Consider the following 23,005-nt stretch of genomic DNA (forward strand, 5'->3'; position numbering starts at 1 on the left):
GCCCGGGCCTCCGGCGCCCGGCTTCGGTTCAGCGCGGCCCGTCGCGCGTCATGCCGCGTGCGGCCGTGCGCACCGCATCGCGCAGCGACTGCACCATCGGGTGCCCTTCGAGCTCCTTCAGCGTGAAGAAGCTCACCGGCGGCAGGTTCCAGCTCAGCCGGTAGGGCAGCGCGGCCCAATGACCCGCGCGCTCCATGTCGGCCACCACGTCGCGCGCCAGGATGGTGATGGCGTTGGGCTCGGTGCGCAGCACCATCTCCATGCTGCGGATCGACGTGCTCTCCAGCATGGGCACCGGCGGCTGCACGCCCGCGCCCACGAAGATGGCGTTGTAGGTGCGGCGCATGGGCGTGTTGGGCGGCGGCAGTATCCAGTCGAGCTGCGCCAGGCGCGCCCAGTCGAGCGGCCCGCGCGACAGCCGCTTGACGCTCTTGGCCGCCACCACCAGGCAGGGCTCCTGCTGGTGGATGGCCTCCTGCACCAGCCCGGTGGCATCGCCGTCGTACGAGCGGCCGATGGCGCAGTCGAGCTCGCGCGCGACCAGGCTGGCGACCAGCTCGTCGGTGGTGCCTTCGCGCGTCATCACGGCCACGCGGGGCGTGCGGTCGAGCAGGTGGGTGAGCGCGGCCGACAGCAGCTGCTGCGGCACCTGCTGCGTAAGGCCCAGCCGCAGGCGCCCGCTGCGCCCGGCCTCCAGCGAGGTGAGCACGCGCGAGGTGGCCTCCAGCTCGGCGAGCCAGCGCTGCGCGTAGTGCAGCACGGCCTCCCCGGCGGGCGTGGGCACCAGGCCGCGGCTGGTGCGCTCGAACAGGCGGCTGCCGAAGATGTCTTCCGCCTCGCGCAGCGCCTTGGTGATGGCCGGCTGGCTCACGCGCATTTCGGCGGCCACGCGGCCCAGCGTGCGGTGGCGGTCGATGGCCTGCAGCAGCGAGAGCTGGCGCAGCTTCAGCCGCGAGAGCAGCGCGTGCTGCAGGTCGGCGGCGGGGTCGCGGGTGGTGGGCACGCTCATAACTCCGTGGTTATCGGGTCATCAGAATTTAATGCACTTCAGGCAATGGCGGTGCCTAGACTTTGTTCATGCCCATCGCCACCGCACCGCCGCCCATGGCCCCCACCCACCTCACGAACGCGCTGCTGGACGCGCTCGCCGAGGCACGCGGCACCGAGGAGGCCATGCGCCAGGTGGACCGCATGCGCCGGCTGGTGGCGGGCGAGAGCATCTTCAGCATCCAGCGCAACGTGACGACCGCGCACGACCCGGCCGACGAGATCCGGCTGCGCCGCTTCTATTCGTCGGAGGCCGAGCGCCACCCGGTGGGCGGCGTGAAGCGCAAGACGCTCACGCCGTGGACCGACTGCCTCTTTCGCCAGGGCCGCGTGTTCGTGGCCGAAGGCGCGCAGGCGGTGGCGCCGCACTTCGACGACTTCGAGCAGATGCGCCCCTACGGCCTGCAGAGCGTCGTCAACGTGCCGCTGCTGCACGGCAACACCTGCTACGCCACCTTCAACGTGTTCGGCACGCGGCCGCGGTGGGAGCCGCACGAGCTGCTGGGCATCCGGCTGCTGGCGCTGGCCGCGGCGCGCTGGGTGCCGGCCGCGCCGGGGCTGGCGTACCGCTTCGCAGACACGAACTTCAACGCAACGATGGAGAGCTGACCATGCCCACGCCTGTGCAAAAACCCGGAACCATGCCGGTGGTGATCGTCGGAGGCGGCCCCGTGGGGCTGTCGATGGCCATCCTGCTGCAGCGCTTCGGCATCGACTTCGTGCTGCTGGAGCGCAGCCCGACCACCACCGACCACCCCAAGGCGCGCGGCACCTACACGCGCACCATGGAAATCTTCAGGCAGTGGGGCATCGACGGACTCATGAAGCGCCACGCGCTCCCCGACGGCTCCGACTTCTTCGCGTTCAGCGAATCGATGGCCGGCCACGAATGGGGCCGCACCACGCCCGAGCCCAACGTGGGCCACTCGCCGTGCTGGAAGATCATCCAGTCGCAGGACACGGTGGAGGTCGAGCTGCTGGCCCACGCCCGCAAGAGCGACACAGGCCGCTTCCTGTTCGGCCACGAGTTCATGCAGTACGAAGAAAGCGCCGACGGCATCGTGGTGGTGGCCCGCAAGCTGGACACGGGCGAAACCCTCACCTGGCAGGCGCAGTACCTGGTTGCCGCCGACGGCGCCACCAGCGCGGTGCGCCGGCAGGCCGACATCGAGATGCGCGGGCCGGCCACCATCGCGGTGATGGCCAACGAGTTCTGGCAGGCCGACCTGTCCGACGTGCGCGACGTGAAGACCTGCGCCGGCTGGCGCGTGTACGCCAAGGAGTCGCCCTACCCCATCACCACCGTGCTGAACACCAACGGCAAGGACCGCTGGCTCAACCTGCTGCCGGTGGGCCGCGAGGTGGACGAGCGCACCGGCGCGCGCCACGACGCCGAGGTGGTGAACCTCGCGCGCACCGTCTCGGGCGTGCCCAACCTCGACGTGAAGGTCATCAACCGCTCGGTGTGGCGCATGAGCCGCCAGGTGGCCGCGCGCTTTCGCAAGGGCCGCGTGCTGCTGGTGGGCGACTCGGCGCACCGCTTTCCGCCCAACGGCGGCTACGGCATGAACTCGGGCATCCAGGACGCGCACAACCTCGCCTGGAAGCTGGCCTTCGTGCTCACCGGCCGCGCCGGCGCGCGCCTGCTCGACAGCTACGAGCAGGAGCGCCGGCCCATTGCCGAGTCGAACGCCGACTTCAGCCTGCACAACGCGATGCGCTTCGTGCAGTGCGACGAGGCGCTGCGCTCGGGCAACCCGGAGCGCATCGCCTTCTGGATTCGCGACAGCGACAACCACATCCACAGCATCGGCCAGTCGCTGGGCTTCGTCTACGAAGACGGCGCGGTGGTGCCCGACGGCACCGGCAGGCACGTGCTGCGCGCGCGCTGGTACGAGCCCACCGACCGGCCGGGCGCGCGCTTTCCGCACCTGTGGCTGGACCTGGCGCGGCGCCACACCACGCTCGACTGGTTCGACCGCGAGTTCGTGCTGGTGGCGGGGCCGAAGGCCGACGGGTGGATGGAGGCGGCGCGCGCCGTCTCAGGAAAGAACGGCCGCACGGTGCAGGCGCACCAGCTCGACGACAGCCACGAGAAAGACGGGCTGCTGCTGGGCCTGCGCGGCGCGGTGCTGGTGCGGCCCGACGGCCACGTGGCCTTTCGCATGCCGTGGACGCCGAGCGACCCGGCCGCCGAACTGTCGGCCGTGCTGGCCCGCCTGCTGGACTGATGCCATGCCTGTAACCGCACTGCACCACTTCACGATCCGCTGCGCGCCGTCGGAGCTGCCGCCGCTGGTCGACTTCTACACCCGTGTGCTGCGCCTGCAGGTGGGCGCGCGGCCTGACATTCCCGCGCCGGGCGCGTGGCTCTATGCGAACGGGCAGCCGATCGTGCACCTGTTCGCGCACCTGGCGACGCCCGATGCGCCCGGTCAGCCGGGGCAACCGGTGACGGGGCACATCGACCACATCTCGTTCCGCTCGCGCGGGCTGGAGGAAATGCGCGCGCACCTGTCCGCCATGGGCGTGCCGTACACCGAGGCGCCGATTCCGGGCTGGGACATTCACCAGCTGTTCCTGAACGACCCGCGCGGGCTGAAGGTCGAAATGACCTTCTGGCTCGCGGAAGAAGCGGAAGAAGCGGAAGAAGCGGAAGAAGCGGAAGAAGGCCAGCACGAACACGCTGCCGGAGGTGCGGCATGACCGACTTCGTGCAGGCCGGCGACGTGCGCATCGCCTTCGAGCGCGAGGGCCAGGGCCCGGCGCTGGTGCTGATGCATGGCGCGGAGGCCACGCTCGGCATGTTCGCCGCGCTGGTGCCGCACCTGTCGAAGCACTTCACCGTGATCTCCTACGACCAGCGCGATTGCGGCGACACCGAAGGGCCCGAGCGCGCGGCCACGCTGGCGGACCTGGCGGGCGACGCGCACCAGTTCATCAAGGCGCTGGGGCTGAAGCGCGCGCATGTGTTCGGCTCGTCTTTCGGCGGCAGGGTGGCGCAGGCGCTGGCGCTGCTGCACCCGCGCGCCGTCGACCACCTGGTGCTGGGCAGCACCTGGCCGCTGCCGCGCCCCTACGAAGAGCTGTGCCCCGAGGCCGGGCGCCTGGCCGAGCTGCGCCAGGGGCTGCCGGGCACGGCGGAAGAGCTGGCGACCTGGTTCTTTCCCGAGGCCTACCTGCGGCAGCGGCCCGAGTTGCGCGGCGTGTTCGCGAATGCGCGGCCCGCGTCGGCGCGCTCCCGCCGGCGGGCGGCCACCGTGGCCACCGCGCTGGACAACGGCGTGGCCGACATCGTGGCGCCGACGCTGGTGCTGGCGGGCGAGCTCGACCGCGTGGTGCCGCCGGCGGTCACGCTGGCCATGGCCGGGCGCATCCACGGCGCGGAGGCCGTGCTGCTGCCGGCCATCGGGCATGTGGCGGCGCTGCAGGCGCCCGAGGTCGTGGCGCACCACCTGGTCCGTTTCCTGAATCGCTCGCTGGAGCGCCTGCCGAACCGCGAAGGAGCCAAGGCATGAACACCACCACCCTGTTGCGCGCGGCCCCGCCGGTGGGCGCGAGCGCGGACTACATCCGCATCGAGGGCCTGTCGAAGCACTTCGGCGCGGGGCGCGAAGGCGTGCTGGCGCTGAAGGACATTGCCTGCACCATCCGCCAGGGCAGCTTCGTCACCATCGTCGGGCCCAGCGGCTGCGGCAAGAGCACGCTGCTGCGCATCCTGGCCGGCCTGCTCGACTACGACGTGGGCCAGGTGGTGCTCGACGGACAGCCCATCCACGGCACGCGGCGCGACGTCGGCGTGGTGTTCCAGAGCTCCATCCTGCTGCCGTGGCGCACCATTCTCGAGAACGTGATGCTGCCGGCCGAGGTGCTGGGGCTGGACATGAAGAAGGCCCGCGAGCGCGCCATGCAGCTGCTGCACATGGTGCGGCTCGAAGGCTTCGAGCACAAGCTGCCGCGCCAGCTGAGCGGCGGCATGCAGCAGCGAGCCTCCATCGCGCGGGCGCTGCTGCACGACCCCAAGATCCTGCTGATGGACGAGCCCTTCGGCGCGCTCGACGCCATGACGCGCGAGCGCATGAACCTGGAGCTGCAGCGCATCTGGATGGAAAGCGGCAAGACGGTGGTGCTCATCACGCACTCCATACCCGAGGCCGTGTTCCTCGGCGACCAGGTGTTCGTGATGTCGCCGCGCCCCGGCACGCTGGAGCGGGTGCTGCCCATCGACCTGCCGCGGCCGCGCACGATGGCGGTGATGTCCGACCCGGTGTTCGCCTCGGCCACCGCCAGCATTCGCGAGCGCTTCTCGCATGCCGCTTCGTTCGACTGACAGGAGCCCGACCATGAAGACCGCGATGCTTGCCTCTGCCCGATCTGCCCGATCTTCCCGATCTGCCCGATCTCCCCTGTCTTCTTTACCCGCGCCTGCCGAACATTCCGGCTTGCCGCCCGATGCCTCGACCGCGCCGCGCCGGCGGCGCGCCAACCCCCTGCAGTCCACGCGCGTGCAGTCGATGCTGCTGCTGGCCGCGCTGCTCGGCGCGTGGGAAGGCGCGGTGCGCTTCTTCAACGTGCCCAAGCACCTGGTGCCGCCCTTCAGCGACGTGGCGGTGGCGCTGTGGCGCGGCCTGGCCACCTCGCCGATGGCGAAGGACGGCTTCTGGTACCACGGCGGCGTGACGCTCGCGGAGATCTTGCTGGGCTTCGGCATCGGCAGCGGCATCGGGCTGGCGATCGGCATCGTGGTCTCGCAGATGCCGCGGCTGGAGGCGCTGCTGGGGCCCTACGTGTCCGCGCTGCAGAGCGTGCCCAAGGTGGCGGTGGCGCCCATCATCGTGGTGTGGCTGGGCTTCGGCATCGGCTCGAAGGTGGTGATCATCTGCCTGCTGACCTTCTTTCCGGTGCTGGTCACGGCCATCGCGGGCTTCAAGGCGGTGGACGCGGACCGCATCGACCTGCTGCGCTCGCTGTCGGCCACGCGCTGGCAGATCTTTCGCAAGGCGAAGTTCCCGAGCGCCCTGCCCTTCATCTTCGCGGGGCTGAACATGGCCGCGGCCTTCAGCGTGGTGGGCGCGGTGGTGGGCGAATTCGTCGGCGCGCAGGCCGGGCTGGGCGTGCTCATCCTGCAGATGGAGGCGCAGGCCGACAGCGGCGGCAGCTTCGCGGTGTGCATCGTGCTGTCGGTGATCGGCATTGCGCTGTCGGCCCTGCTGCGCAAGCTGCAGCAGCGCGCGCTGCACTGGATGCCGGCGGACAGCTCGCAGCGCACCGTGAGCGTCTGAGCCGAAGCGGCAAGCCGACCTTCATTCGATTCGCCCTCGCGCGGCGGGTGTTGCAGCCGCGCGTTCCTTTCCTTCCTGTTCCTGTTGTTGAGGAGTGAGCCATGTGGAGACGACGTGATTTCGGCCTGGGCGTGGGTGCCCTCGGCCTGGCGGGCCTGACCGGCGCGCTGCCCGCGCTGGCGCAGCAGCTGCGCGTGATGAAGGTGGCCAACACTGCCGCGGTGAACGACCCGCAGCAGTGCTTCACCACCGCGGGCCAGCACCCGAAGCTGAACTTCTACAAGCCCGGCGGGGTGGACATCGAGTACGTGAACATGTCCAGCATGACGCAGGCCATGCAGAGCCTGCGCGCGGGCCATGTGGACTTCGGGCCGGCCGTGCCGGGCATCCTGCTGCCCGCCATGGCCAAGGACCCGACGCTGGACCTGGTGAGCGTCTACAAGTGGCTGCCGCGCAATGCCAACGTGATCGTGGTGAAGCCCGCGAGCGGCATCCGCACCGCGGCGGACCTGGCGGGCAAGCGCATCGGCGTGCGCAGCCTGGGCGACACGGGCATCTCGGTGACGCGCGCCATGCTCTCCGAACTGGGCCTGAAGGACGACAGGTGCGAGTACATCGCCATCGGCGACGGCGCGCCGGCGGGCGCGGCCATCGACAACGACCGGGTCGACGCCATGGTGGCCTTCGACACCGCGGCCGCGCGCATCGAGCTGGTGGGCACCCGGCTGCGCTACGTGCCGCTCACGCCGAAGTTCGCGCAGCTGGGCTCGGGCTGGATCTGCGTGCCGCGCGAGTCGGTCAAGAAGGACCGCGCGGCGCTGGTGGCGTTGTTCAGGGGCATCGCCAAGTCGACGATCTTCTCGAACGCGAACATCGACGCGGGCATCGACCTGCACTGGGCGGTGTACCCCGAGAGCCGGCCCAAGGGCCGCAGCGACGACGAGGCGCGCAAGGAGCTGGCCTTCATCATGAAAGACCGCAAGAACAGCTGGATGCGCCGCCCCGAAGACCCGGACCAGCGCATGGGCGCGTCGTCGCTCGCCGAATGGACCGCCAACATCGCCATGGCCGCCGACAGCAGCAAGAACCCCAAGCTGGCCGAGGAGCTGGGCGACGCCAACCGCCTGTTCACCAACGAGCTGATCGACGAGATCAACGCCTTCGACAAGCAGGCGGTGGTGGACATGGCGAAGGGGTTCAAGGCGTAGCAGCTTGGCAACGCCTTGGCGAGACGACCGGCCGCGAAAGCCGGGCGCGAAAGCCGGCCGGTGGGGTCAGGCCTCCGAGTGGATGCCCTTCATGATGATCACGCCGCCCAGGCGCGTGGTGTCCGCGCGCATGCGCTTGGCCAGCGTGTCGGGCGAACCGGGCTGCGCCTGCCAGCCGGTCTTCAGCAGGGCCTGGCTTACGTCGGGCGAGCTGATCACCTCGACCAGCGCGGCGTTGAGCTTGGCGACGGCCGCGGGCTTCATGCTGGCGGGGGCGGCCAGCGCGGTCCAGATCTCCAGGTCGGCGCCGCGCACGTCGGCGTCGCGGATGGTGGGCAGCTCTTGCGCCAGCGCGCTGCGCTCGGGCGAAGTGACGCCGATGGCCTTGAGCTTGCCCGACTTGATGTGCGGCAGCGCCAGCCCCGGCGGCAGCAGCGCCAGCTGGACCTCGTTGGCCAGCAGGCCCGCGATGACCTGCGGGTTGCCCGTGTAGGGCTTGTGCTGCGCGGTGATGGCCGCGCGGCTCTTGATGAGCTCCATGCCCAGGTGGCCCACCGTGCCCACGCCCGGCGTGCCGTACTTGCCGGCGCTGCCGAGGTTGCGCACCCACAGCAGTTGCTCGGCCGCGGTCTTGCCTTCGGCGTTGCCCGACACCGCCAGCACCAGCGGCGCGGTGCCGATGAGGCCGACCGGCGCGAAGTCTTTCTCGGGGTCGAAGGGCAGCTTGGGGTTCAGCAGCTTGGCAATGGTGAGGTTGCCGTTGATGAGCGCGCCGATGGTGTGCTCGTCCGTCGACTTGGCCACCAGGTCGGCCACGGTGTTGCCGCTGGCGCCGGGCTTGTTCTCGACCACCACCGGCTGGCGCAGCAGCTTCGACAGGGGTTCGGCGATGGCGCGGGTGGCGAGGTCGGGCGAGGCGCCGGCGGGAAAGCCCACGAGGATGTGCACCGGCTTGGTTGGCCAGGCGATGTCGGCGGCGGAGGCTGAAGAAGAGGTGGCGCGCTGGGCCCACGAAGCCTGCGACAGCAGCGAGGCGGCAACGGCTGCCGCGCCGCCTTCGAGCAAGCGGCGTTTGGTGATCGTCAAGATGACTCCAGAGAGTGAAGAACCGGGGAACAGACCAGGAAGCGAATCAGGGAAACGCATCGAGGAAAGGGGCATGCCGGCTGAACGCGGGCTGACGCCGCAACTTACAACACGTTACAGGAGGAGCATGTGTTGCGCAAGTCGGACGGGGCGCCGCGCGGGGGTTTTACACGTTGACGAATACGTTTGAATTCACTGCCCGAGGGGCGCACGCAACAGCTTGCGCTGCGTGGGAAACAGCGACCAGCCCCAGCGCTGTTGCGCATAGCCCCACAGGCCCTGCTTGAAGAACAGCGTCACCACGATGGCGAGCAGCCCCAGCCCGAGCAGGTACCACGTGCCGTAGTCGCTCAGGAACTTGTTGAGCGCCCAGAAGATGAGCGCGCCCACCAGCGGCCCTTCGATGCGCCCGATGCCGCCGATGACCACCATGAAGATGGCGAAGGCCGTCCAGTTGACGCTGAAGGCCGCGTCGGGGCTGATGCGCAGGTTGCCCACGAAATACAGCGCCCCCGCCAGCCCCGCGCCGAAGGCCGCGACCACGTACACCGCGAGCTTCATGCGCGCCACCGGAATGCCCTGCGACTCGGCCGCCACCTCGTTGTCGCGAATGGCCAGCAGCGCCAGCCCGCGCTTGCTGCGCAGGAACAGGTACACCAGCGCGATGGCCGCCACCACGCAGGCCAGCGCCATCCAGTAGGTGGTGTTTTCGCGCGTGGCCTTCTCGATGCCGCGCAGCGCCGTGAGCGTGGTGCCCGAGCCGCCGCCCACCGCCGACACGTTGGCGAAGCTCAGGCGGAACACCTCGGCGATCACCCAGGTGCCGATGGCGAAGTAGCCGCCCGACAGGCGAAAGGCCACGAACGACACCGGAATGGCCACGAGCCCCGCGGCCAGCGCGCCCAGCGGTATCGCCACGAAGGGGTTGAGGCCCGCGAAGTTGCCCAGCATCAGCATCACGTAGCCGCCGAAGCCGAAGAAGGCCTGCTGCCCGATGCTGACCATGCCGCCGTAGCCGGCGAGCAGGTTCCACATCATCGCGAAGATGAAGTAGCAGGCAATCTCGACGAACTCGCGCATCCAGCTCGACTCGCCCCAGAAGGGCAGGCTGGCCGCGATGAGCACGAGGGCGATGCCGACGCACAGCGCGGCGCGGCTCGCGGCGGTGGCGCGCTGCACCGCGATGAGGGTGGTGAGGGAAGGCGGCATGTTCGTCATCTCGTTCATCCGCGCGGTCAGCCGCGGGTCTTGGGAAAGAGGCCTTGCGGGCGCAGCACCAGCACCACCAGGAACACGATGTGCCCGGCCCAGATGCCCCAGCCCGGGTCCAGCCTGAAGCCCACCTGCTGCGTGACACCCAGGATCATCGCGCCGGCCAGCGTGCCCCAGAAGGAGCCCATGCCGCCGATGATCACGGCCTCGAACGCGAAGAGCAGCAGCAGCGGGCCGTCCGACGGCGACACGGTGGTGCGCATGCCCTGCAGCGCGCCCGCGATGGCGATCAGCACGAAGGCGATGGCCGTCGCGAAGGCGTAGACCTTCTTCGCGTTCAGCCCCATGAGCTCGGCGATTTCGCGGTCGTCGGACACCGCGCGAAACGACCGGCCCAGCGCCGTGCGCGCGAACAGCCACTGCAGCGCGCCGGTCGCCACGACCGCGACGGCGAGCACGATGAGCGGCAGCACGCCGACCGACATCGCACCACCAACCGCACTACCTATCGCACCACCCAGCGCCACGCCCTGCGTGCTGAGCCCGCCGGTCTCGATGGCGCGCGGGTCCGCCGAGAACAGCTCCAGCAGCAGGTTCTGGATGACGATCGACAGGCCGAAGGTGACCACCAGCGAGGGCAGCGGGTCTTTGCCCAGCGTGCCGTTGAGCACGAAGCGCTGCAGCGCGTAGCCGAAACCGAAGGCCACCGGCAGCACCGCGAGCGCCACCAGCCAGGGCGCCACGTCGCCCCCCAGCGACACCCCCGCGATGACCGCGAACGCGCCGAGGATGATGAAGTCGCCCTGCGCCGTGTTGGTCAGGCGCATGACGCCGAACATCAGCGACTGGCCGAGCGCGAACAGCGTGTAGAGGCCGCCGAGCAGCACGCCTTGCACGAGGGTTTCAAGCATGGGCGTGCTCCTGCGGGGCAATGCCGGTGCCCATGCCGAAATAGGCCTGCGAGATCTGCTCGCGCGTGAGGTCGGCGGACCGGCCTTCGAGCGACACGCGGCCTTCCTGCAGGCAGTAGATGCGCTGCGACACCTGGCGCGCCATGGTCACGTCCTGCTCGACGATGACCACCGTCATGCCCTCGCCGGTGATGGTGGGCATGGCCGCGTAGATCTCGCGGATGACGATGGGCGCGAGGCCGAGCGAGAGCTCGTCGCACAGCAGCACCTCGGGGTTGCTCATGAGCGCGCGGCCGAGCGCGACCATCTGCTGCTGGCCGCCGGACAGCGAGGTGGCTGGCTGGTGGCGCTTCTCGGCCAGGATGGGAAACAGCGCGTACAGGCGCTGCAGGTTCCACGGGCCCTTGCGCTGCGCGGTGGCGCCCATGCGCAGGTTCTCTTCCACGCTGAGGCTGGGGAACAGGCGCCGGCCCTCGGGCACCATGGCGAGGCCGCGGCGCACGATGTCGCCGGGCGGCAGGCCGCCGATGGGCTCGCCCTTGAAACGGATCGCTTCGCGCGGGGCGCGCACGAGGCCGGTGAGGCTCTTGAGGAAAGTGGACTTGCCCGCGCCGTTGGCGCCGATGATGGCGACGAGCTCGCCGGAGGAGAGCGAGAAGTCGATGCCGAACAGGGCCTGGGCGTCGCCGTAGAAGGCCTGGAGGGCGTGGGTTTGGAGCAGGGTGGTCATGGTTGTTGCGCTCCCTGGCCTTGCCCCCTCTCCCGCTTGCGGGAGAGGGCTGGGGTGAGGGTCGACGGCGATGGCGAGACACACGACGACTCGACCGCCGCAGCCCTCACCCTGACCCTCTCCCGCAAGCGGGAGAGGGGACAAATCCGATGGTCCGCGCTCATGCCTCCATCCCCATGTACACCCGCCTCACCTCCGCATCGTTCATCACCGCCCGCGGCTCCCCTTCCGCCAGCTTCTGCCCGAAGTTGATGACGAACAACCGGTCCGCCAGCGACAGCAGCGCATGCACCACATGCTCGATCCAGATCATGGTCACGCCGCGCGACTTGATGCGTTTCAGCTCCGCCACCAGCACAGCCGCTTCGGGCTCCGTCAACCCGCCCGCGATCTCGTCGAGCAGCAGCAGCTGCGGCCGCGTCGCCAGCGCGCGCGCCAGCTCCAGCCGCTTGCGGTCCAGCAGCGTGAGGCCGCCGGCCGGCTTGTTCGCGTGCGCCATCAGCCCCGTCTGCGACAGCACCTCGTGCGCCGTCTGCCAGGCCTCGCGCTCGGTCTGCTGCCCGCCGAAACACGCGGCGGTCACCAGGTTCTCGAACACGCTCATGTTGCCGAAGGGCTGCGGCACCTGGTAGCTGCGGCCGATGCCCGCATGGCAGCGCTGGTGCGGCTTGAGCCGGGTCACGTCGCGCCCCGCGTACTCGACGCGCCCGGCATCCACGCGCACGTCGCCCGAGATCAGGTTGAACAGCGTCGTCTTCCCCGCCCCGTTCGGCCCGAGGATGCCCAGCGTCTCGCCCTCGCTTACCGACAGCGTGATGCCGTCGGTGACCTTGAGCGCGCCGTACGACTTGCTCACGCCATGCAATGCCAGCAGCGCCATGTCGGTCAGAGCAGCCGCAGCGTGCCGCCGGTGGGAATGCTGGTGGCCGACTCGTTGTTGACGATGGTCAGCTCCACCTTGTACTTCTTGCCCTTGCCCCACTGCCCGAGCACCAGCGGCGTCTTGCTCACGTTCTTGAACGGCCCCTGCCCGCCCCACTTCACCGGGCCGACGACGGAGTTGATCGACGTCGACGCCACCGCGTCGCGCACGTCGCCGGCCTTGAGCGACTTCGCGCGCCCCAGCGCGTTCGCCGCCACCTCGAACAGCGCATGCGCAAAGCCGATGGGCTGCGTCCACTGCTTCTTCGCGCCGGCCTCGTAGGCCTCGGCCAGCGCCTTCGCGCTTTGCTGCGTGAGGCTCGAGGTGAACGGGTGCGACGGGCTCCACCACACCTCCGTCGACAGGCCGTCGCCCAGGTCGCCCAGCGCCTCGATCGCGCCGGGGAACAGCAGCGCCTTGCCCAGCGTGATGACCTTGGGCTTGAAGCCCTGCTGCCGCGCCTGCGTGAGGAAGGTCTTGGCGTCGGGCGGAATCACCACGCCGGTGACGATCTCCACGCCCGCGCCCTTGAACGCCGCGATCTGCGCGCTGAAGTCCTGCGTGCCGTTCTGGAAGCGGCCCGGGTCGGTCAGCGTGAAGCCCATGGCCGCGAGCGGCTTGGGAAAGCCCAGCTCCTTGTCGCCCCACGCGTTGCCGTCGCCGTCGTTCGGAAACAGGCCGCCCACCTTCTTGTTGGTGGCCAGCGTCTTCCAGCCGTTGGTGTAGCTGGCAATGACGTCTTCCAGCCCCCAGAACATGTGGTACGTCCAGTTGAAGCCCTTGGCCGGATCGCCCTTGCGCCCGAAGAACCACGGCTGCCACGGCACCACGCTGGACACGCAGGGCACCTCGTTGAGCTCGCACGCGTCGCTCACCGGGTTGGCCGTCTCGGGCGTGCCGGCGGTGAGCACCAGCGCGACCTTCTCCTTCAGGATGAGGTCGTTCGCCACCTCGCCCGCGCGGTTGGGGTTCGACTGGCTGTCCTTCAGCACGATCTGCACCGCGTACTTCCTGCCACCGACGGCGATGCCGTCCTTGAAGGCGGCCTTCATCTGCTCGATGACCCATTTGTCGGCCTCGCCGAAGGGCGCGAGCGGGCCGGTCTGCGGCGACACGTAGCCGATCTTCAGCGTGTCGGCCGCGAACACCAGGGGTGCCGCGCCCGAGGCCACGATCGCGGCGGTGGCCTGCGTGAACTGCCTGCGATTGAATGTCATGGTTGTCTCCGTCTCTTGTGTTCTGGAAGCCGCCCGGTCCGGGGTCAGCGCGCGAAGTGCGGCGGTATCTGCGCGTCGACGTTCACCCACACGCTCTTCACCTGCGTGTACTCGCGCATCGCGTCGAACCCCATCTCGCGGCCGTAGCCGCTCTGGCCGACGCCGCCGAAGGGCGAGCCGGGGTTCACGCGCTTGTAGCTGTTGATCCACACCATGCCGGCGTGCAGGTCGCGCGCGACCTTGTGGGCGCGCTGCAGGTTGCCGGTCCACAGGCCGCTGCCCAGGCCGTAGTCGGTGCCGTTGGCGATCTGCATCGCCTCTTCGTCATTCTTGAAGGTGAGCACGGTGACGAAGGGGCCGAACACCTCTTCCTGCGCCACGCGGTCCTTGTACGACCTGGCGCGCATCACGGTGGGCTCGACGTAGCAGCCGGCGGCAAGATTGCCGCCCGGCGACTTGCCGCCGGCGAGCAGTTCGCCGCCCTCGCCTTGCGCCACCTCCACGTAGCCGAGCACGCGCTCGCGGTGCTGCGCGCTGGTGAGCGGGCCCATCTCCGTCGCGTCGTCGAGCGGGTTGCCCAGGCGAATGGACTTGGCGAGCGGAATGAACTGGTCGAGGAACGCATCGGCGATCTTCTCGTGCAGCATCAGCCGCGAGCCCGCGATGCAGGCCTGCCCCTGGTTGTGGAAGATGGCCCACGCGCTGCCGTTCACGGCGGCCTGCAGGTTGGCGTCTTCGAAGACGATGTTGGGCCCCTTGCCGCCAAGCTCGAGCTGCACCTTCTTCAGGTTGCCCGCGCTGGCCTGCACGATGCGCCGGCCGGTGGCGGTGCTGCCGGTGAAGGCGATCTTCGAAATCTCCGGGTGCTCGGCGATGTACTGCCCCGCCACGCTGCCCAGGCCCGGCAGCATGTTGACCACGCCGGGCGGCAGGCCCGCCTCGGCCATCAGCTCGGCGATGCGCAGCGAACTGAGCGGCGTGATCTCGGCCGGCTTCATCACGATGCAGTTGCCGGCCGCGAGCGCGGGCGCCATCTTCCAGCTGGTGAACATCAGCGGAAAGTTCCACGGCACCACCTGCCCGACGATACCCACCGGCTCGCGCAGCGTGTAGTTCAGGAAGCCCTCTTCCACCGGAATGGTCTCGCCCTGGAACTTGTCGGCCATGCCGCCGAAGTAGCGAAAGCACGCGGCGGTGCGCGGCACGTCGAGCCGGCGCGAGTCGCGGATGGGATGGCCGGTGTCCAGCGATTCGAGGCGGGCGAGCTCTTCGGCGTTGGCCTCGATGAGGTCGGCGAGCTTCAGCAGGATGCGGCCGCGGTCGGCGGCCGCCATGCGGCGCCAGGCGGGGAATGCGCGCTTCGCGGCGGCCACGGCCTTGTCGACGTCGGCCTTGCCGGCCAGCGCGACGTGGGCGATGGGCGTGTTGTCGTGCGGGTTCAGCGTGGCCAGGGTCTCGCCGGATTCGGCGTCGACGAAGCGGCCGTCGATGAAGAGCTGGTGGCGGATGGGCGTGCGCAGGCCCGCCGCATCGGCAATGTCATTGGGCGTCATGTTTTTTGCATTCCTCCCTCGCCCCTTGGGGAGAGGGTTGGGGTGAGGGGGCGTTCAGGGCGCGGCGGCGACCCTCACCCCAGCCCTCTCCCGCGCGCGGGAGAGGGAGCCATTCAGAACTCGACCGGAATCTCGGGCGACTCGCCCTTCTGTATCTCGTACACCAGGCTCGGCGAGCCGTTCTCCCACACCAGCAGCATCGAGCGCTTCGGGCTGAACCCCTGGTGGCGGCAGTAGGCGGGCATGGCGGCCATGTCGCCCGCCTTCATGATCACGCGCGCCATTGGCCGGCCGGTGTTCTTGTCGCCGCAGTCCCAGTGGATCTCGTCGGTCATCTGGAAGAACCATTCCACGCGGTCGTTGCCGTGGATGATCGGCAGGATGTGCTCCTCGGTCGTCGGGCACATGTAGCTGTGCTTCACCACCGAGGTGAAGCTGGGGTTCCACGTGACCTGCGAACGGCTCAGGAAGCCGAAGAGGTTGAAGGCGTGCACCTCGTTCTCGAAGCCGGGCTCGGGATGCAGCTCGGGCTGGCCCTGCGGCACGTCGGCGAAGGCGCGGTTCACCGGGGCGCCGCGCTCGTCGCTGCGCAGGTCGAGGTCGCCCTTCAGGCCCACGCAGCGCTTGGCCAGCTCGCGCGCCCGGGTGATCTTGGCGGTGTTGTTGCCCTTCTTGCGGCCGTAGGGCGAGCCGGTTTCCTGCGGCGCGGCGAAGGGGTCGAAGCTCTCGTTGGTCCAGTCGTCGAGCATGGCCTCGAAGGTGGCGCGGATCTGCGCGGTCGGAAAGTTCTCGAGCAGGTCGATGCCCGCGTCCTTCATGGTGCCGTTGAAGCTGCCGGCGTACAGGTCGACCGATTCGTAGTGGTTGACCGTGCCGAACACGTCGTCGAAGTTGACCCAGCCGTAGAAGAAGCCCCAGGCCACGTCGCGCATCAGTGCGCGCAGGTAGCTGCCGGCGTCCATGGTGTGGCTCATGGGGCGGCCGTCGCGGGTCTTCCAGCCGATGTGCACGAAGTATTCGTCGCGGCGAAAGCTGAAGCTGCCGAGCGAAAAATCCTTGTAGCCGAGGGTGGCGTCGGGCTGCGACGCGGTCACGCGGGCGAGTTCTGCGGGTGCGTTCATGGTGCGGTTCCTCTCAATGCGATTGGCAGATGTCGGCCCACTTCTCGACCGAGAGATCGCCCTTGCAGCTCTGCAGCACGATCACGCCCGGCTCGCCGGCATTGCGAAACTGGTAGGCGGTGCCCTTCGGCAGCAGGCCCTGGTGGCCGCGCGAGAGCTTCATCCAGCCCATCTTCTTGCCCTGCGGCTCGCCCTGCACGAGCACGGCGCCGTTCTTCTCCTTGTCGGCCACGGCCTGCGCGGCGTCGAGCTGCACCAGGTGCACCTCGACGTCGCCGTCCATCACCAGCGCGAACTCGTCGTGCGCGCAGGTGTACCAGGGGGAGGTGCCTTCGGCGCGCAGCGTTTCGAGCACGTAGATCTGGTTCTGGCCGAACACGACCTTCTCGTAGGGCTTGCTGAGGCTGGCGATCTCGAAGCAGTTCGAAAACGCATAGTGGCGCACGTCGTCGTCGATGGGTTCGACGTGGCCTTTGTCGAAGTGCTTGAGCGACCCGAAGCGGGTGCTGTACGCGGTGGTGGTGTTGGTGGTGGCGCTGGTGCTGGCGGTGGCGGCTGTCATGGGCTTTGTCTCCTTGCGTTCTCGAATGAGCGAACTCTAGGAGCCATGCGGCACGACCGGTAGGGACCAGTTTGGAAGAGGATTGTTCGGCGTATGCGAATAATCGGCCGGGTTTACCCCTGTTTCGGCGGTAAGCGCCTAGCCGGAGGAGCGGCTGAACTCGATGAGCTCGGCCGGGATCATTCCGCGCTCGATCAGCGTCGCGTCCCATGGCGGCACCCGCGTGAAGCGCGTGGCGATGTGCTCGATGAAAAGCCGCAGCTTCAGCGCGTTGCGCGAGGTGCCCGCGTACACCGCGCTCAGCGAGAACGACGACAGCTGGTGCTCCGGCAGCACCACGCGCAGCTCGCCGCGGGCAATGGCGTCGCCCGCCACCAGCGTGGGCAGGCACACGATGCCCGCGTGCTCCAGCGCGTATTCGCGCAGCAGGTGCACGCTGTTGGTCAGCAGCGCGGCGGCCAGGTAGATGGTGGTCTGCTCGCCCTGGTGGTGAAAGGTCCAGCGGTCGCGCGTGGGATAGCCCGAGTACAGGCCCAGCTTGTGGCGGTGCAGCTCGCGCGGCGAGGCGGGCGTGCCGTGGGCTTCCAGGTAGGCCGGCGTGGCGCACAGCACGCGCCGCACCGGAAACAGCGGGCGCGCCACCAGCTCCTGCGAGGCGGCCGGGAAAATCTGCAGCGCGCAGTCGACGCCGGCCTTCACCGGGTCGGCCACCGCGTCGCTCACGATCAGCTCGAGGTGGATGTCGGGGTAGGTGGTCTGGAACTCGCGCAGCAGCGACGCGAAGCGGCCCAGCACCATGCCCGTCAATGCGTGCACGCGCAGGGTGCCCGAGGGCGTGCCGCGGGCGTCGCGCATCTGGTCGACGATGTCGTTGGCCCGGCCCACGAGCTCGGTGCAGTCGCGCAGAAAGGCCTGGCCCATGTCGCTGAGCCGGACCACGCGCGTGCTGCGGTGGAACAGCGGGGCGCCCAGGAACTCTTCGAGCTGCTTGACCCGCGTGGTGACCACCGAGTTGGCCACGCGCAGCTGGCGTGCCGCTTCCGCGAAGCTCTGGGTCTGCGCGACACGAACAAAAGTTTCAATGCTTTGGAGGCGGTCCACGGCGGCACTGTACTGCGGGGGCGCGCGTTGCGGGCACGCCGCAGGTGCTGTCATCCCCTGTGTCTGAAGGTTAACTGCCCCACTTACAATCCTTGCCGCATCTCCCACCCCTCACAAGGTCTCGTCCGCAATGCCCAAGAGCCACACGCCGCGCGCCCGTTTCAGCTTCTCCCCCACCGTGCGTGCCCTCCTGCTGGCCGTTGCGGCCTGCGGCATGTCGGCGTCCGCCCTGGCGGCGGTCGAGCATGAAGACGTCGACAAGCTCATGCAGGCCGGCAAGCTCGACGAGGCCATGACCCGCGCCGACGCCTTCCTGAAAGACAAGCCGCGCGACCCGCAGATGCGCTTCCTGAAGGCCGTGATCCAGCTGGACACCGGCAAGCGCGCCGAGGCCATCGCCGCCTTCACGCAGCTCACGCAGGACGCGCCCGAGCTGCCCGAGCCGTACAACAACCTCGCGGTGATCTACGCGAGCCAGAACCAGTTCGACAAGGCGCGCGGCGCGCTCGAAGCCGCCATTCGCACCAACCCCAGCTACGCCACCGCCCAGGAAAACCTCGGCGACGTGTATGCACGGCTGGCCAGCCAGGCCTACAGCAAGGCGCTGCAACTCGACCAGAACAACACCGCCGTGCAGCCCAAGCTGGCCGTGATCCGCACGCTGTTCACGCCCACGCCGCTGGGCGGCAAGCCGACGGCGCTGGTCGCCTCGGCCGCGCCTTCGCCTGCACCCGCACCTGCCCCGGCTCCGGTGGCCAAGGCGGCGCCCGCGCCTGCCGCAGCCCCAACCCCGGCCCCTGCACCCGCACCTGCCGCGCCGCCGCCGGCCAAGGTCGCGGCCGCCCCCGCGCCGGTCGCCGCCGCGCCCAAGGCACCCGAAGCCGCGCCGGCACCTGCTCCTGCTCCTGCAGCGGCCGCCAGCACCGCGTCGAACGCCGAGGTCGAATCGGCCGTGCGCGCCTGGGCCGCGGCCTGGGCCGGCCAGGACATGGACCGCTACCTGGCCGCCTACGGCGCCGACTTCGCCCCCGCCGGTGGCCAGAGCCGCAAGGGCTGGGAAGAAGACCGCCGCGCGCGCATCGTCGGCAAGACCAGCATCAGCGTGAACATCGAGAACCTCGTCATCAAGGTCGACGGACAGTCGGCCACCGCCAAGTTCAGGCAGATCTACCGCGCCGACAACCTCAACGTGTCGAGCCGCAAGACGCTCGAGATGCAGCGCGCCGGCAACCATTGGCACATTCGCAAGGAAAGCGTCGGCGGCTAGTGACAGACATCGTCCGGCGCGGCCGGCTTCAGAATCCCCCGTTCCGTCCGCGCAGCGGGCGCCTTCTTGCGGCGCTGGTGACAGCGTCGCTGCTGATGTTCGCGGCCCCCGGCGCGGCGCTGGCGTCGAACGGCGCCAAGGCGGCCGGCAGCAAGGCATCGAGCGCGAAGAGCGGCAGCGGCAAGGGCGCCGAAAAGAACAGCGGCAAGGCGGCCAGGTCCGCAGGCGCGGGCGCCGGTCGCTCCGCTGCCGGCGCGCGGGCTTCCGCGAAGGAAGCCAGGGGCGCGAAGGCCCAGCAAGCCCAGCAGGCCCAGGCGCAGTCCCAGCAAGCGGCCCGTGGCAAGAAGAACGCCCTGGCCGCCGACAGTCGCGCGGTCGCAGCTACGGCCGCCACGGCCGCTGCATCTGCGAGGCCCACGCGCCGCGCCGCCGCCGCCCCGATCCAGGAAGCCGGCAACGCCGAGGCCCGGCTGATTGCCGTGTACGAGATGTTCGGCCGCGGCCAGGCCCGCCCCGCGCTGGCCAAGGCGCGTGACCTCGTGCGCGACTACCCGAATTTCCAGCTTGCGCAGCTTGTCTACGGCGACCTGCTCGCGGCCCAGGTGCCGCCGACCAACGCCCTGCCGGACACCGCCAGCATCGCAAAAATGCGCGGCAACCCCGCCATGAGCGACCTGCACGAAGAGTCCAGGCGCCGCCTGCAGGCCCTGCGCGACCGGCCGCCGCCGAACACCGTGCCTTCGCAGTTTTTGGCGCTGTCCACGCGCAGCCGCTACGCCATCGCGGTCGATGCCTCGCGCTCGCGGCTGTACCTGTTCGAGAACACCGACAAGGGCCTGAAGCTCACGGCCGACTACTACATTTCCGTGGGCAAGTCGGGCACCGACAAGCTCGCCGAGGGCGACGCGCGCACCCCGCTGGGCGTGTACTACATCACCAGCAGCCTGGACCCCAAGTCGCTCAAGGACTTCTACGGCGCCGGCGCCCTGCCCATCAACTACCCCAACCCATACGACGTGCGGCGCGGGCGCACCGGCGGCGGCATCTGGCTGCACGGCACCCCGCCCCAGCAGTTCGCGCGCGCGCCGCTGGCCAGCGACGGTTGCGTGGTCATGGCCAACCCCGACCTCAAGCAGCTTTTGCGCAAGGTGCAAATCGGTGCAACCCCGGTGGTGACCGCGCGCAGCCTGCAATGGATCACCCCGCCGCAGGCTGAAAAAGAAAGCCAGTCAATTACCAGCGCAATCAATGGCTGGAAAGAAGCCCGTGCCGCCGGCAATGAAGCGCAATTGAAGAAATTCTATTTGCCCGAATTCCAGCGCAGCAGCAAGAAGGCGACCGAGGGAATTGCGGCCGTCGACGACGAAGTGAAATACGCGCAGGGCAAGCGCGTGCAACTCAAGGACCTGTCGTACCTGCACTGGCGCGACGGCGACGACACCATGGTGGTTACCTTCGGCGAGGTATTCGAAGGCGACCGCAGCGGGCGCTCACGGCGCCAGTATTGGCTGCGCCAAGGCAGCGAGTGGAAACTGTTCCACGAAGAGATCCTGGGCTGACGCCCGGCTGATTCCCCCCTTCTGAACCCCTGCGACCACCGGGGGCACCCCTCTGATTCGTGACTTTTTGCTCACGATTTTTGGCTTTCTGCGCTGTTACATCTGGCCCTTTGTGGCCTCGTGCTACGTAACACGTAACGCGTTTGTCCCCGTAACGCGCCCCTTTTGGACGTTCCGTGTGACGTAACACGCCCTCCCATCTTCATGGGAGGTGGGACGCTGCCTACAGAGGGAAGAATGACTTTCCGAGCCGACGACCAGCCGATCAGGTATTGCCTGGTACCACTTGGCGAGAGGCTGGCAGCCATCCTGCTTCTCCTTCCCCGTAGCACGACGAGTGCTGGCGACTTAGGGGTAACTGTTGTTGATACACAGAGTTACTCGGGATAACATTCACCTCGCTAGCCTTTGTTAACACTTCCTAAAGGGGAAATCATGCTCAGCTCTATTACTCGTTTTTTGCGCGATGAAGAAGGTGCGACTGCAATTGAATATGGAATTATTGCGGGGCTCGTTTCGGTCGCAATCGTGACTATTTTGAGCACGCTCGGCACCGACCTCAATACGATCTTCACGACCATTTCAACTGAAGTTGCCAAGGCTAAATAACATCGCTTTTGCTCGCGATGCTGCTGACACCGACGTGTTTTCTCTGGCTGTTACTGGTCGCTGTCTATGACTTCCGACAACGCCGTGTCCCCAACTGGCTTGTGCTCGCCGGCGCCGCTGTGGCCCTGGCAGCACTCGCCTTCGGGGCCCAGCCGTTCGGTGTCACGTGGAGTTCTGCCCTCTGGGGCGCAGGTGCCGGCTTCGCCTTCCTGCTGTTTTTCTATGTCATCCGTCTCATGGGGGCAGGCGACGTGAAGTTCGCAGCTGTCCTCGGACTTTGGGTCGGCCTTTCCGCGCTGGCACAGATCTGGATCGTCGCCAGCCTCGTGGCCGCCGCGCACAGCCTGCTCTGGCTCGCCCTGCGGCGCTGGCCCCTTGCTCCCCGCCTCGCACTCATCCTGTCGGGCCCCGCATCCGCAGCCAGCGGCGGCACCACGCCGACCCGGGCTCGCTTCATTCCCTACGCGGCTTACCTCTCCCTGGCTGCCGTGGTCTGGATGGCTTGGGGACGACAGAGCTAGCGGCCCGCTGCCTCTGTCGCCGCAGGCCATTCATTCCTCCATTTCCATGATTGCTTGCCTTCAACCCTCAGCCCGCCGCCCATGATCAACCTCACCAAAATCCTCGCAGCCATCCTGGTGCTTCTGGCCATCGCCATGGGCGGCTATGCATGGATGCTGAGCCGCCAGGCGCCCGCGCCCGTCGCAGCGAGTACCGCGCCGGTGACCGCCAAGGCGTCGCAGGCGCCGGTGTATCCGGTCGTGGTGGCAGCCAAGCCGTTGCCCGCGGGCGTGGCGATTCCCGCCGACGCGCTGCGCGTGGAACGCCTGACGATCAACCCCGTCGGTGCCTTCCAGGACGCCAACGTCGCGGCAGGCCGCGTGCCGGTGCTCGACCTGGCCGAAGGCACGCCGGTGATGGAGAACCAACTGGTGTCGGGGCTTGCCCTTCGCATCGGCGAAGGCGAACGCGCCGTCGCGGTCAAGGCCGACGAAGTCATGGGCGTCGGCAACCGTATCCAGCCTGGCGATTTCGTCGATGTCTTCGTCACGCTCAAGTCGGACGGCAAGGACGTGGACCGCAGCCAGGCGCGGCTGCTGCTCTCTCGCAAGCGGGTGCTGGCTTTCGGGACCGTCTCCGTGGACAGCATGCAATCGAAGGTCGGCGACAAGGCCGCTGCGCAGCAGGCACAGCGCGTGGAGCCGGCCCGCACCGCCGTGCTGGCGGTGACGGTCGACGACGTCAACCGCCTGAGCATCGCCGACAACAGCGGCAAGCTGCTGCTGGCGCTGCGCAACCCGAAGGACATGTCCGAGCCGGACCCGAAGCTCTTCGCCGAACTGCCGACCGCCCTGCAACCCGCAGCGCCGAAGGCCGGCGAGCCCAAGCGCGCGCCGCTCGAAGGCCTCGACCGCGCCCAAGCCGGCCTGACCGCCGCGGACCTCGTCACGGGTGGCAAAGGCCCTACCGGTCGGGCCCAGGTCGCAGAAGTTCGCCCCGTCGCGACGACGCCGCGTGCCGCCGGTTCGCCTCGCGGAGGACTCCAGGTCGAAGTCATTCGCGGCGAACGCAGCGAAACCATGAATTACTGAGTGCGCCGCACGCTGACATCCGTCAT

The 23,005-nt window shown here is 68.8% G+C and carries 23 protein-coding genes; 12 read left to right on the forward strand and 11 right to left on the reverse strand.

All coding sequences use genetic code 11. From position 1 onward, the window contains the following. Positions 1-28: 28 nt before the first annotated feature. The gene (locus QTI51_RS18250) at positions 29-1,003 is read right to left on the reverse strand and encodes a LysR family transcriptional regulator (protein ID WP_165840319.1); all 975 of its coding nucleotides are present in this window, start codon (positions 1,001-1,003) and stop codon (positions 29-31) included. Between the two features lie 74 nt (positions 1,004-1,077). On the opposite strand from QTI51_RS18250, the gene QTI51_RS18255 reads away from it, so the two are divergent. The 7 genes from QTI51_RS18255 to QTI51_RS18285 all read left to right on the forward strand — a co-directional run bounded on the left by QTI51_RS18255 (position 1,078) and on the right by QTI51_RS18285 (position 7,537). Next, positions 1,078-1,656, forward strand: coding sequence for a GAF domain-containing protein (locus tag QTI51_RS18255; protein ID WP_132748784.1), 579 nt, complete (start codon positions 1,078-1,080; stop codon positions 1,654-1,656). 2 nt (positions 1,657-1,658) lie between these two features. Further along, complete coding sequence (locus tag QTI51_RS18260; RefSeq protein ID WP_116909412.1) at positions 1,659-3,278, forward strand: FAD-dependent monooxygenase; 1,620 nt, start codon at positions 1,659-1,661, stop codon at positions 3,276-3,278. Between the two features lie 4 nt (positions 3,279-3,282). Next, positions 3,283-3,753 (forward strand): VOC family protein, encoded by a 471-nt coding sequence (locus tag QTI51_RS18265; RefSeq protein ID WP_286516038.1) that lies wholly within the window; start codon positions 3,283-3,285, stop codon positions 3,751-3,753. Continuing rightward, a complete protein-coding gene (locus QTI51_RS18270) occupies positions 3,750-4,565 on the forward strand; it encodes an alpha/beta fold hydrolase (protein WP_286516037.1) in 816 nt (271 codons plus the stop codon). Before QTI51_RS18265 ends, QTI51_RS18270 begins: the two co-directional genes overlap by 4 nt. Beyond that, positions 4,562-5,377 carry an ABC transporter ATP-binding protein gene (locus QTI51_RS18275; RefSeq protein WP_116909415.1) on the forward strand — a complete coding sequence of 272 codons (816 nt, stop codon included), beginning with the start codon at positions 4,562-4,564 and terminating at the stop codon, positions 5,375-5,377. The genes QTI51_RS18270 and QTI51_RS18275 overlap by 4 nt, the downstream gene beginning before the upstream one ends. 112 nt (positions 5,378-5,489) lie before the next feature. Then, complete coding sequence (locus tag QTI51_RS18280; RefSeq protein ID WP_165840320.1) at positions 5,490-6,329, forward strand: ABC transporter permease; 840 nt, start codon at positions 5,490-5,492, stop codon at positions 6,327-6,329. Positions 6,330-6,430: 101 nt separating this feature from the next. Beyond that, entirely contained in the window at positions 6,431-7,537 is a 1,107-nt protein-coding gene (locus tag QTI51_RS18285; protein WP_116909417.1) for an ABC transporter substrate-binding protein, read from the forward strand. A gap of 66 nt (positions 7,538-7,603) precedes the next feature. Here the strand turns inward: QTI51_RS18285 and QTI51_RS18290 are convergent, their stop codons facing one another. The 10 genes from QTI51_RS18290 to QTI51_RS18335 all read right to left on the reverse strand — a co-directional run bounded on the left by QTI51_RS18290 (position 7,604) and on the right by QTI51_RS18335 (position 17,952). Continuing rightward, positions 7,604-8,623 (reverse strand): Bug family tripartite tricarboxylate transporter substrate binding protein, encoded by a 1,020-nt coding sequence (locus tag QTI51_RS18290; protein ID WP_116909418.1) that lies wholly within the window; start codon positions 8,621-8,623, stop codon positions 7,604-7,606. A 192-nt stretch (positions 8,624-8,815) separates the two neighbouring features. Next, entirely contained in the window at positions 8,816-9,832 is a 1,017-nt protein-coding gene (locus QTI51_RS18295; protein ID WP_286516036.1) for a branched-chain amino acid ABC transporter permease, read from the reverse strand. Positions 9,833-9,858: 26 nt separating this feature from the next. Beyond that, entirely contained in the window at positions 9,859-10,746 is an 888-nt protein-coding gene (locus QTI51_RS18300) for a branched-chain amino acid ABC transporter permease (protein ID WP_116909419.1), read from the reverse strand. Continuing rightward, positions 10,739-11,476 carry an ABC transporter ATP-binding protein gene (locus QTI51_RS18305; RefSeq protein WP_286516035.1) on the reverse strand — a complete coding sequence of 246 codons (738 nt, stop codon included), beginning with the start codon at positions 11,474-11,476 and terminating at the stop codon, positions 10,739-10,741. The genes QTI51_RS18300 and QTI51_RS18305 overlap by 8 nt, the downstream gene beginning before the upstream one ends. Positions 11,477-11,636: 160 nt before the next feature. Beyond that, positions 11,637-12,356 carry an ABC transporter ATP-binding protein gene (locus QTI51_RS18310; RefSeq protein ID WP_116909421.1) on the reverse strand — a complete coding sequence of 240 codons (720 nt, stop codon included), beginning with the start codon at positions 12,354-12,356 and terminating at the stop codon, positions 11,637-11,639. Positions 12,357-12,361: 5 nt separating this feature from the next. Beyond that, complete coding sequence (locus QTI51_RS18315) at positions 12,362-13,615, reverse strand: ABC transporter substrate-binding protein (protein WP_116909422.1); 1,254 nt, start codon at positions 13,613-13,615, stop codon at positions 12,362-12,364. 44 nt (positions 13,616-13,659) lie between these two features. Beyond that, the gene (locus tag QTI51_RS18320; RefSeq protein WP_116909645.1) at positions 13,660-15,123 is read right to left on the reverse strand and encodes an aldehyde dehydrogenase family protein; all 1,464 of its coding nucleotides are present in this window, start codon (positions 15,121-15,123) and stop codon (positions 13,660-13,662) included. A 158-nt stretch (positions 15,124-15,281) separates the two neighbouring features. Further along, a complete protein-coding gene (locus QTI51_RS18325; protein ID WP_286516034.1) occupies positions 15,282-16,289 on the reverse strand; it encodes a hydroxyquinol 1,2-dioxygenase in 1,008 nt (335 codons plus the stop codon). Between the two features lie 13 nt (positions 16,290-16,302). Continuing rightward, positions 16,303-16,851: a cupin domain-containing protein gene (locus QTI51_RS18330; protein WP_116909424.1), complete on the reverse strand. Its 549-nt coding sequence runs from the start codon at positions 16,849-16,851 to the stop codon at positions 16,303-16,305. 138 nt (positions 16,852-16,989) lie between these two features. Beyond that, on the reverse strand, positions 16,990-17,952 hold the full coding sequence (locus QTI51_RS18335; RefSeq protein WP_116909646.1) for a LysR family transcriptional regulator: 963 nt from the start codon (positions 17,950-17,952) through the stop codon (positions 16,990-16,992). Between the two features lie 130 nt (positions 17,953-18,082). Between QTI51_RS18335 and QTI51_RS18340 the strand changes: the two genes are divergently transcribed. The 5 genes from QTI51_RS18340 (at position 18,083) to cpaB (ending at position 22,979) form a co-directional block, all read left to right on the forward strand. Next, positions 18,083-19,219, forward strand: a complete 1,137-nt coding sequence (locus QTI51_RS18340) for a tetratricopeptide repeat protein (protein ID WP_116909425.1) — start codon at positions 18,083-18,085, stop codon at positions 19,217-19,219. Then, positions 19,219-20,778: a L,D-transpeptidase family protein gene (locus tag QTI51_RS18345; RefSeq protein ID WP_116909426.1), complete on the forward strand. Its 1,560-nt coding sequence runs from the start codon at positions 19,219-19,221 to the stop codon at positions 20,776-20,778. The genes QTI51_RS18340 and QTI51_RS18345 overlap by 1 nt, the downstream gene beginning before the upstream one ends. Before the next feature lie 435 nt (positions 20,779-21,213). Continuing rightward, positions 21,214-21,387, forward strand: coding sequence for a Flp family type IVb pilin (locus tag QTI51_RS18350; protein WP_116909427.1), 174 nt, complete (start codon positions 21,214-21,216; stop codon positions 21,385-21,387). 17 nt (positions 21,388-21,404) lie between these two features. After that, positions 21,405-21,908, forward strand: a complete 504-nt coding sequence (locus QTI51_RS18355) for an A24 family peptidase (protein WP_116909647.1) — start codon at positions 21,405-21,407, stop codon at positions 21,906-21,908. An 81-nt stretch (positions 21,909-21,989) separates the two neighbouring features. Beyond that, a complete protein-coding gene (gene cpaB, locus QTI51_RS18360) occupies positions 21,990-22,979 on the forward strand; it encodes a Flp pilus assembly protein CpaB (RefSeq protein WP_116909428.1) in 990 nt (329 codons plus the stop codon). Positions 22,980-23,005 lie beyond the last annotated feature (26 nt).

The organism is Variovorax sp. J22G73 (assembly GCF_030317035.1).
GTDB lineage: Bacteria > Pseudomonadota > Gammaproteobacteria > Burkholderiales > Burkholderiaceae_C > Variovorax.

Coding starts and splice junctions, on each gene's coding strand:
- QTI51_RS18255 (WP_132748784.1), top strand. CDS start 1,078: ATGCCCATCGCCACCGCACCGCCGCCCATGGCCCCCACCCACCTCACG.
- QTI51_RS18260 (WP_116909412.1), top strand. CDS start 1,659: ATGCCCACGCCTGTGCAAAAACCCGGAACCATGCCGGTGGTGATCGTC.
- QTI51_RS18265 (WP_286516038.1), top strand. CDS start 3,283: ATGCCTGTAACCGCACTGCACCACTTCACGATCCGCTGCGCGCCGTCG.
- QTI51_RS18270 (WP_286516037.1), top strand. CDS start 3,750: ATGACCGACTTCGTGCAGGCCGGCGACGTGCGCATCGCCTTCGAGCGC.
- QTI51_RS18275 (WP_116909415.1), top strand. CDS start 4,562: ATGAACACCACCACCCTGTTGCGCGCGGCCCCGCCGGTGGGCGCGAGC.
- QTI51_RS18285 (WP_116909417.1), top strand. CDS start 6,431: ATGTGGAGACGACGTGATTTCGGCCTGGGCGTGGGTGCCCTCGGCCTG.
- QTI51_RS18295 (WP_286516036.1), bottom strand. CDS start 9,832: ATGCCGCCTTCCCTCACCACCCTCATCGCGGTGCAGCGCGCCACCGCC.
- QTI51_RS18300 (WP_116909419.1), bottom strand. CDS start 10,746: ATGCTTGAAACCCTCGTGCAAGGCGTGCTGCTCGGCGGCCTCTACACG.
- QTI51_RS18305 (WP_286516035.1), bottom strand. CDS start 11,476: ATGACCACCCTGCTCCAAACCCACGCCCTCCAGGCCTTCTACGGCGAC.
- QTI51_RS18310 (WP_116909421.1), bottom strand. CDS start 12,356: ATGGCGCTGCTGGCATTGCATGGCGTGAGCAAGTCGTACGGCGCGCTC.
- QTI51_RS18315 (WP_116909422.1), bottom strand. CDS start 13,615: ATGACATTCAATCGCAGGCAGTTCACGCAGGCCACCGCCGCGATCGTG.
- QTI51_RS18325 (WP_286516034.1), bottom strand. CDS start 16,289: ATGAACGCACCCGCAGAACTCGCCCGCGTGACCGCGTCGCAGCCCGAC.
- QTI51_RS18330 (WP_116909424.1), bottom strand. CDS start 16,851: ATGACAGCCGCCACCGCCAGCACCAGCGCCACCACCAACACCACCACC.
- QTI51_RS18340 (WP_116909425.1), top strand. CDS start 18,083: ATGCCCAAGAGCCACACGCCGCGCGCCCGTTTCAGCTTCTCCCCCACC.
- QTI51_RS18350 (WP_116909427.1), top strand. CDS start 21,214: ATGCTCAGCTCTATTACTCGTTTTTTGCGCGATGAAGAAGGTGCGACT.
- QTI51_RS18355 (WP_116909647.1), top strand. CDS start 21,405: ATGCTGCTGACACCGACGTGTTTTCTCTGGCTGTTACTGGTCGCTGTC.
- cpaB (WP_116909428.1), top strand. CDS start 21,990: ATGATCAACCTCACCAAAATCCTCGCAGCCATCCTGGTGCTTCTGGCC.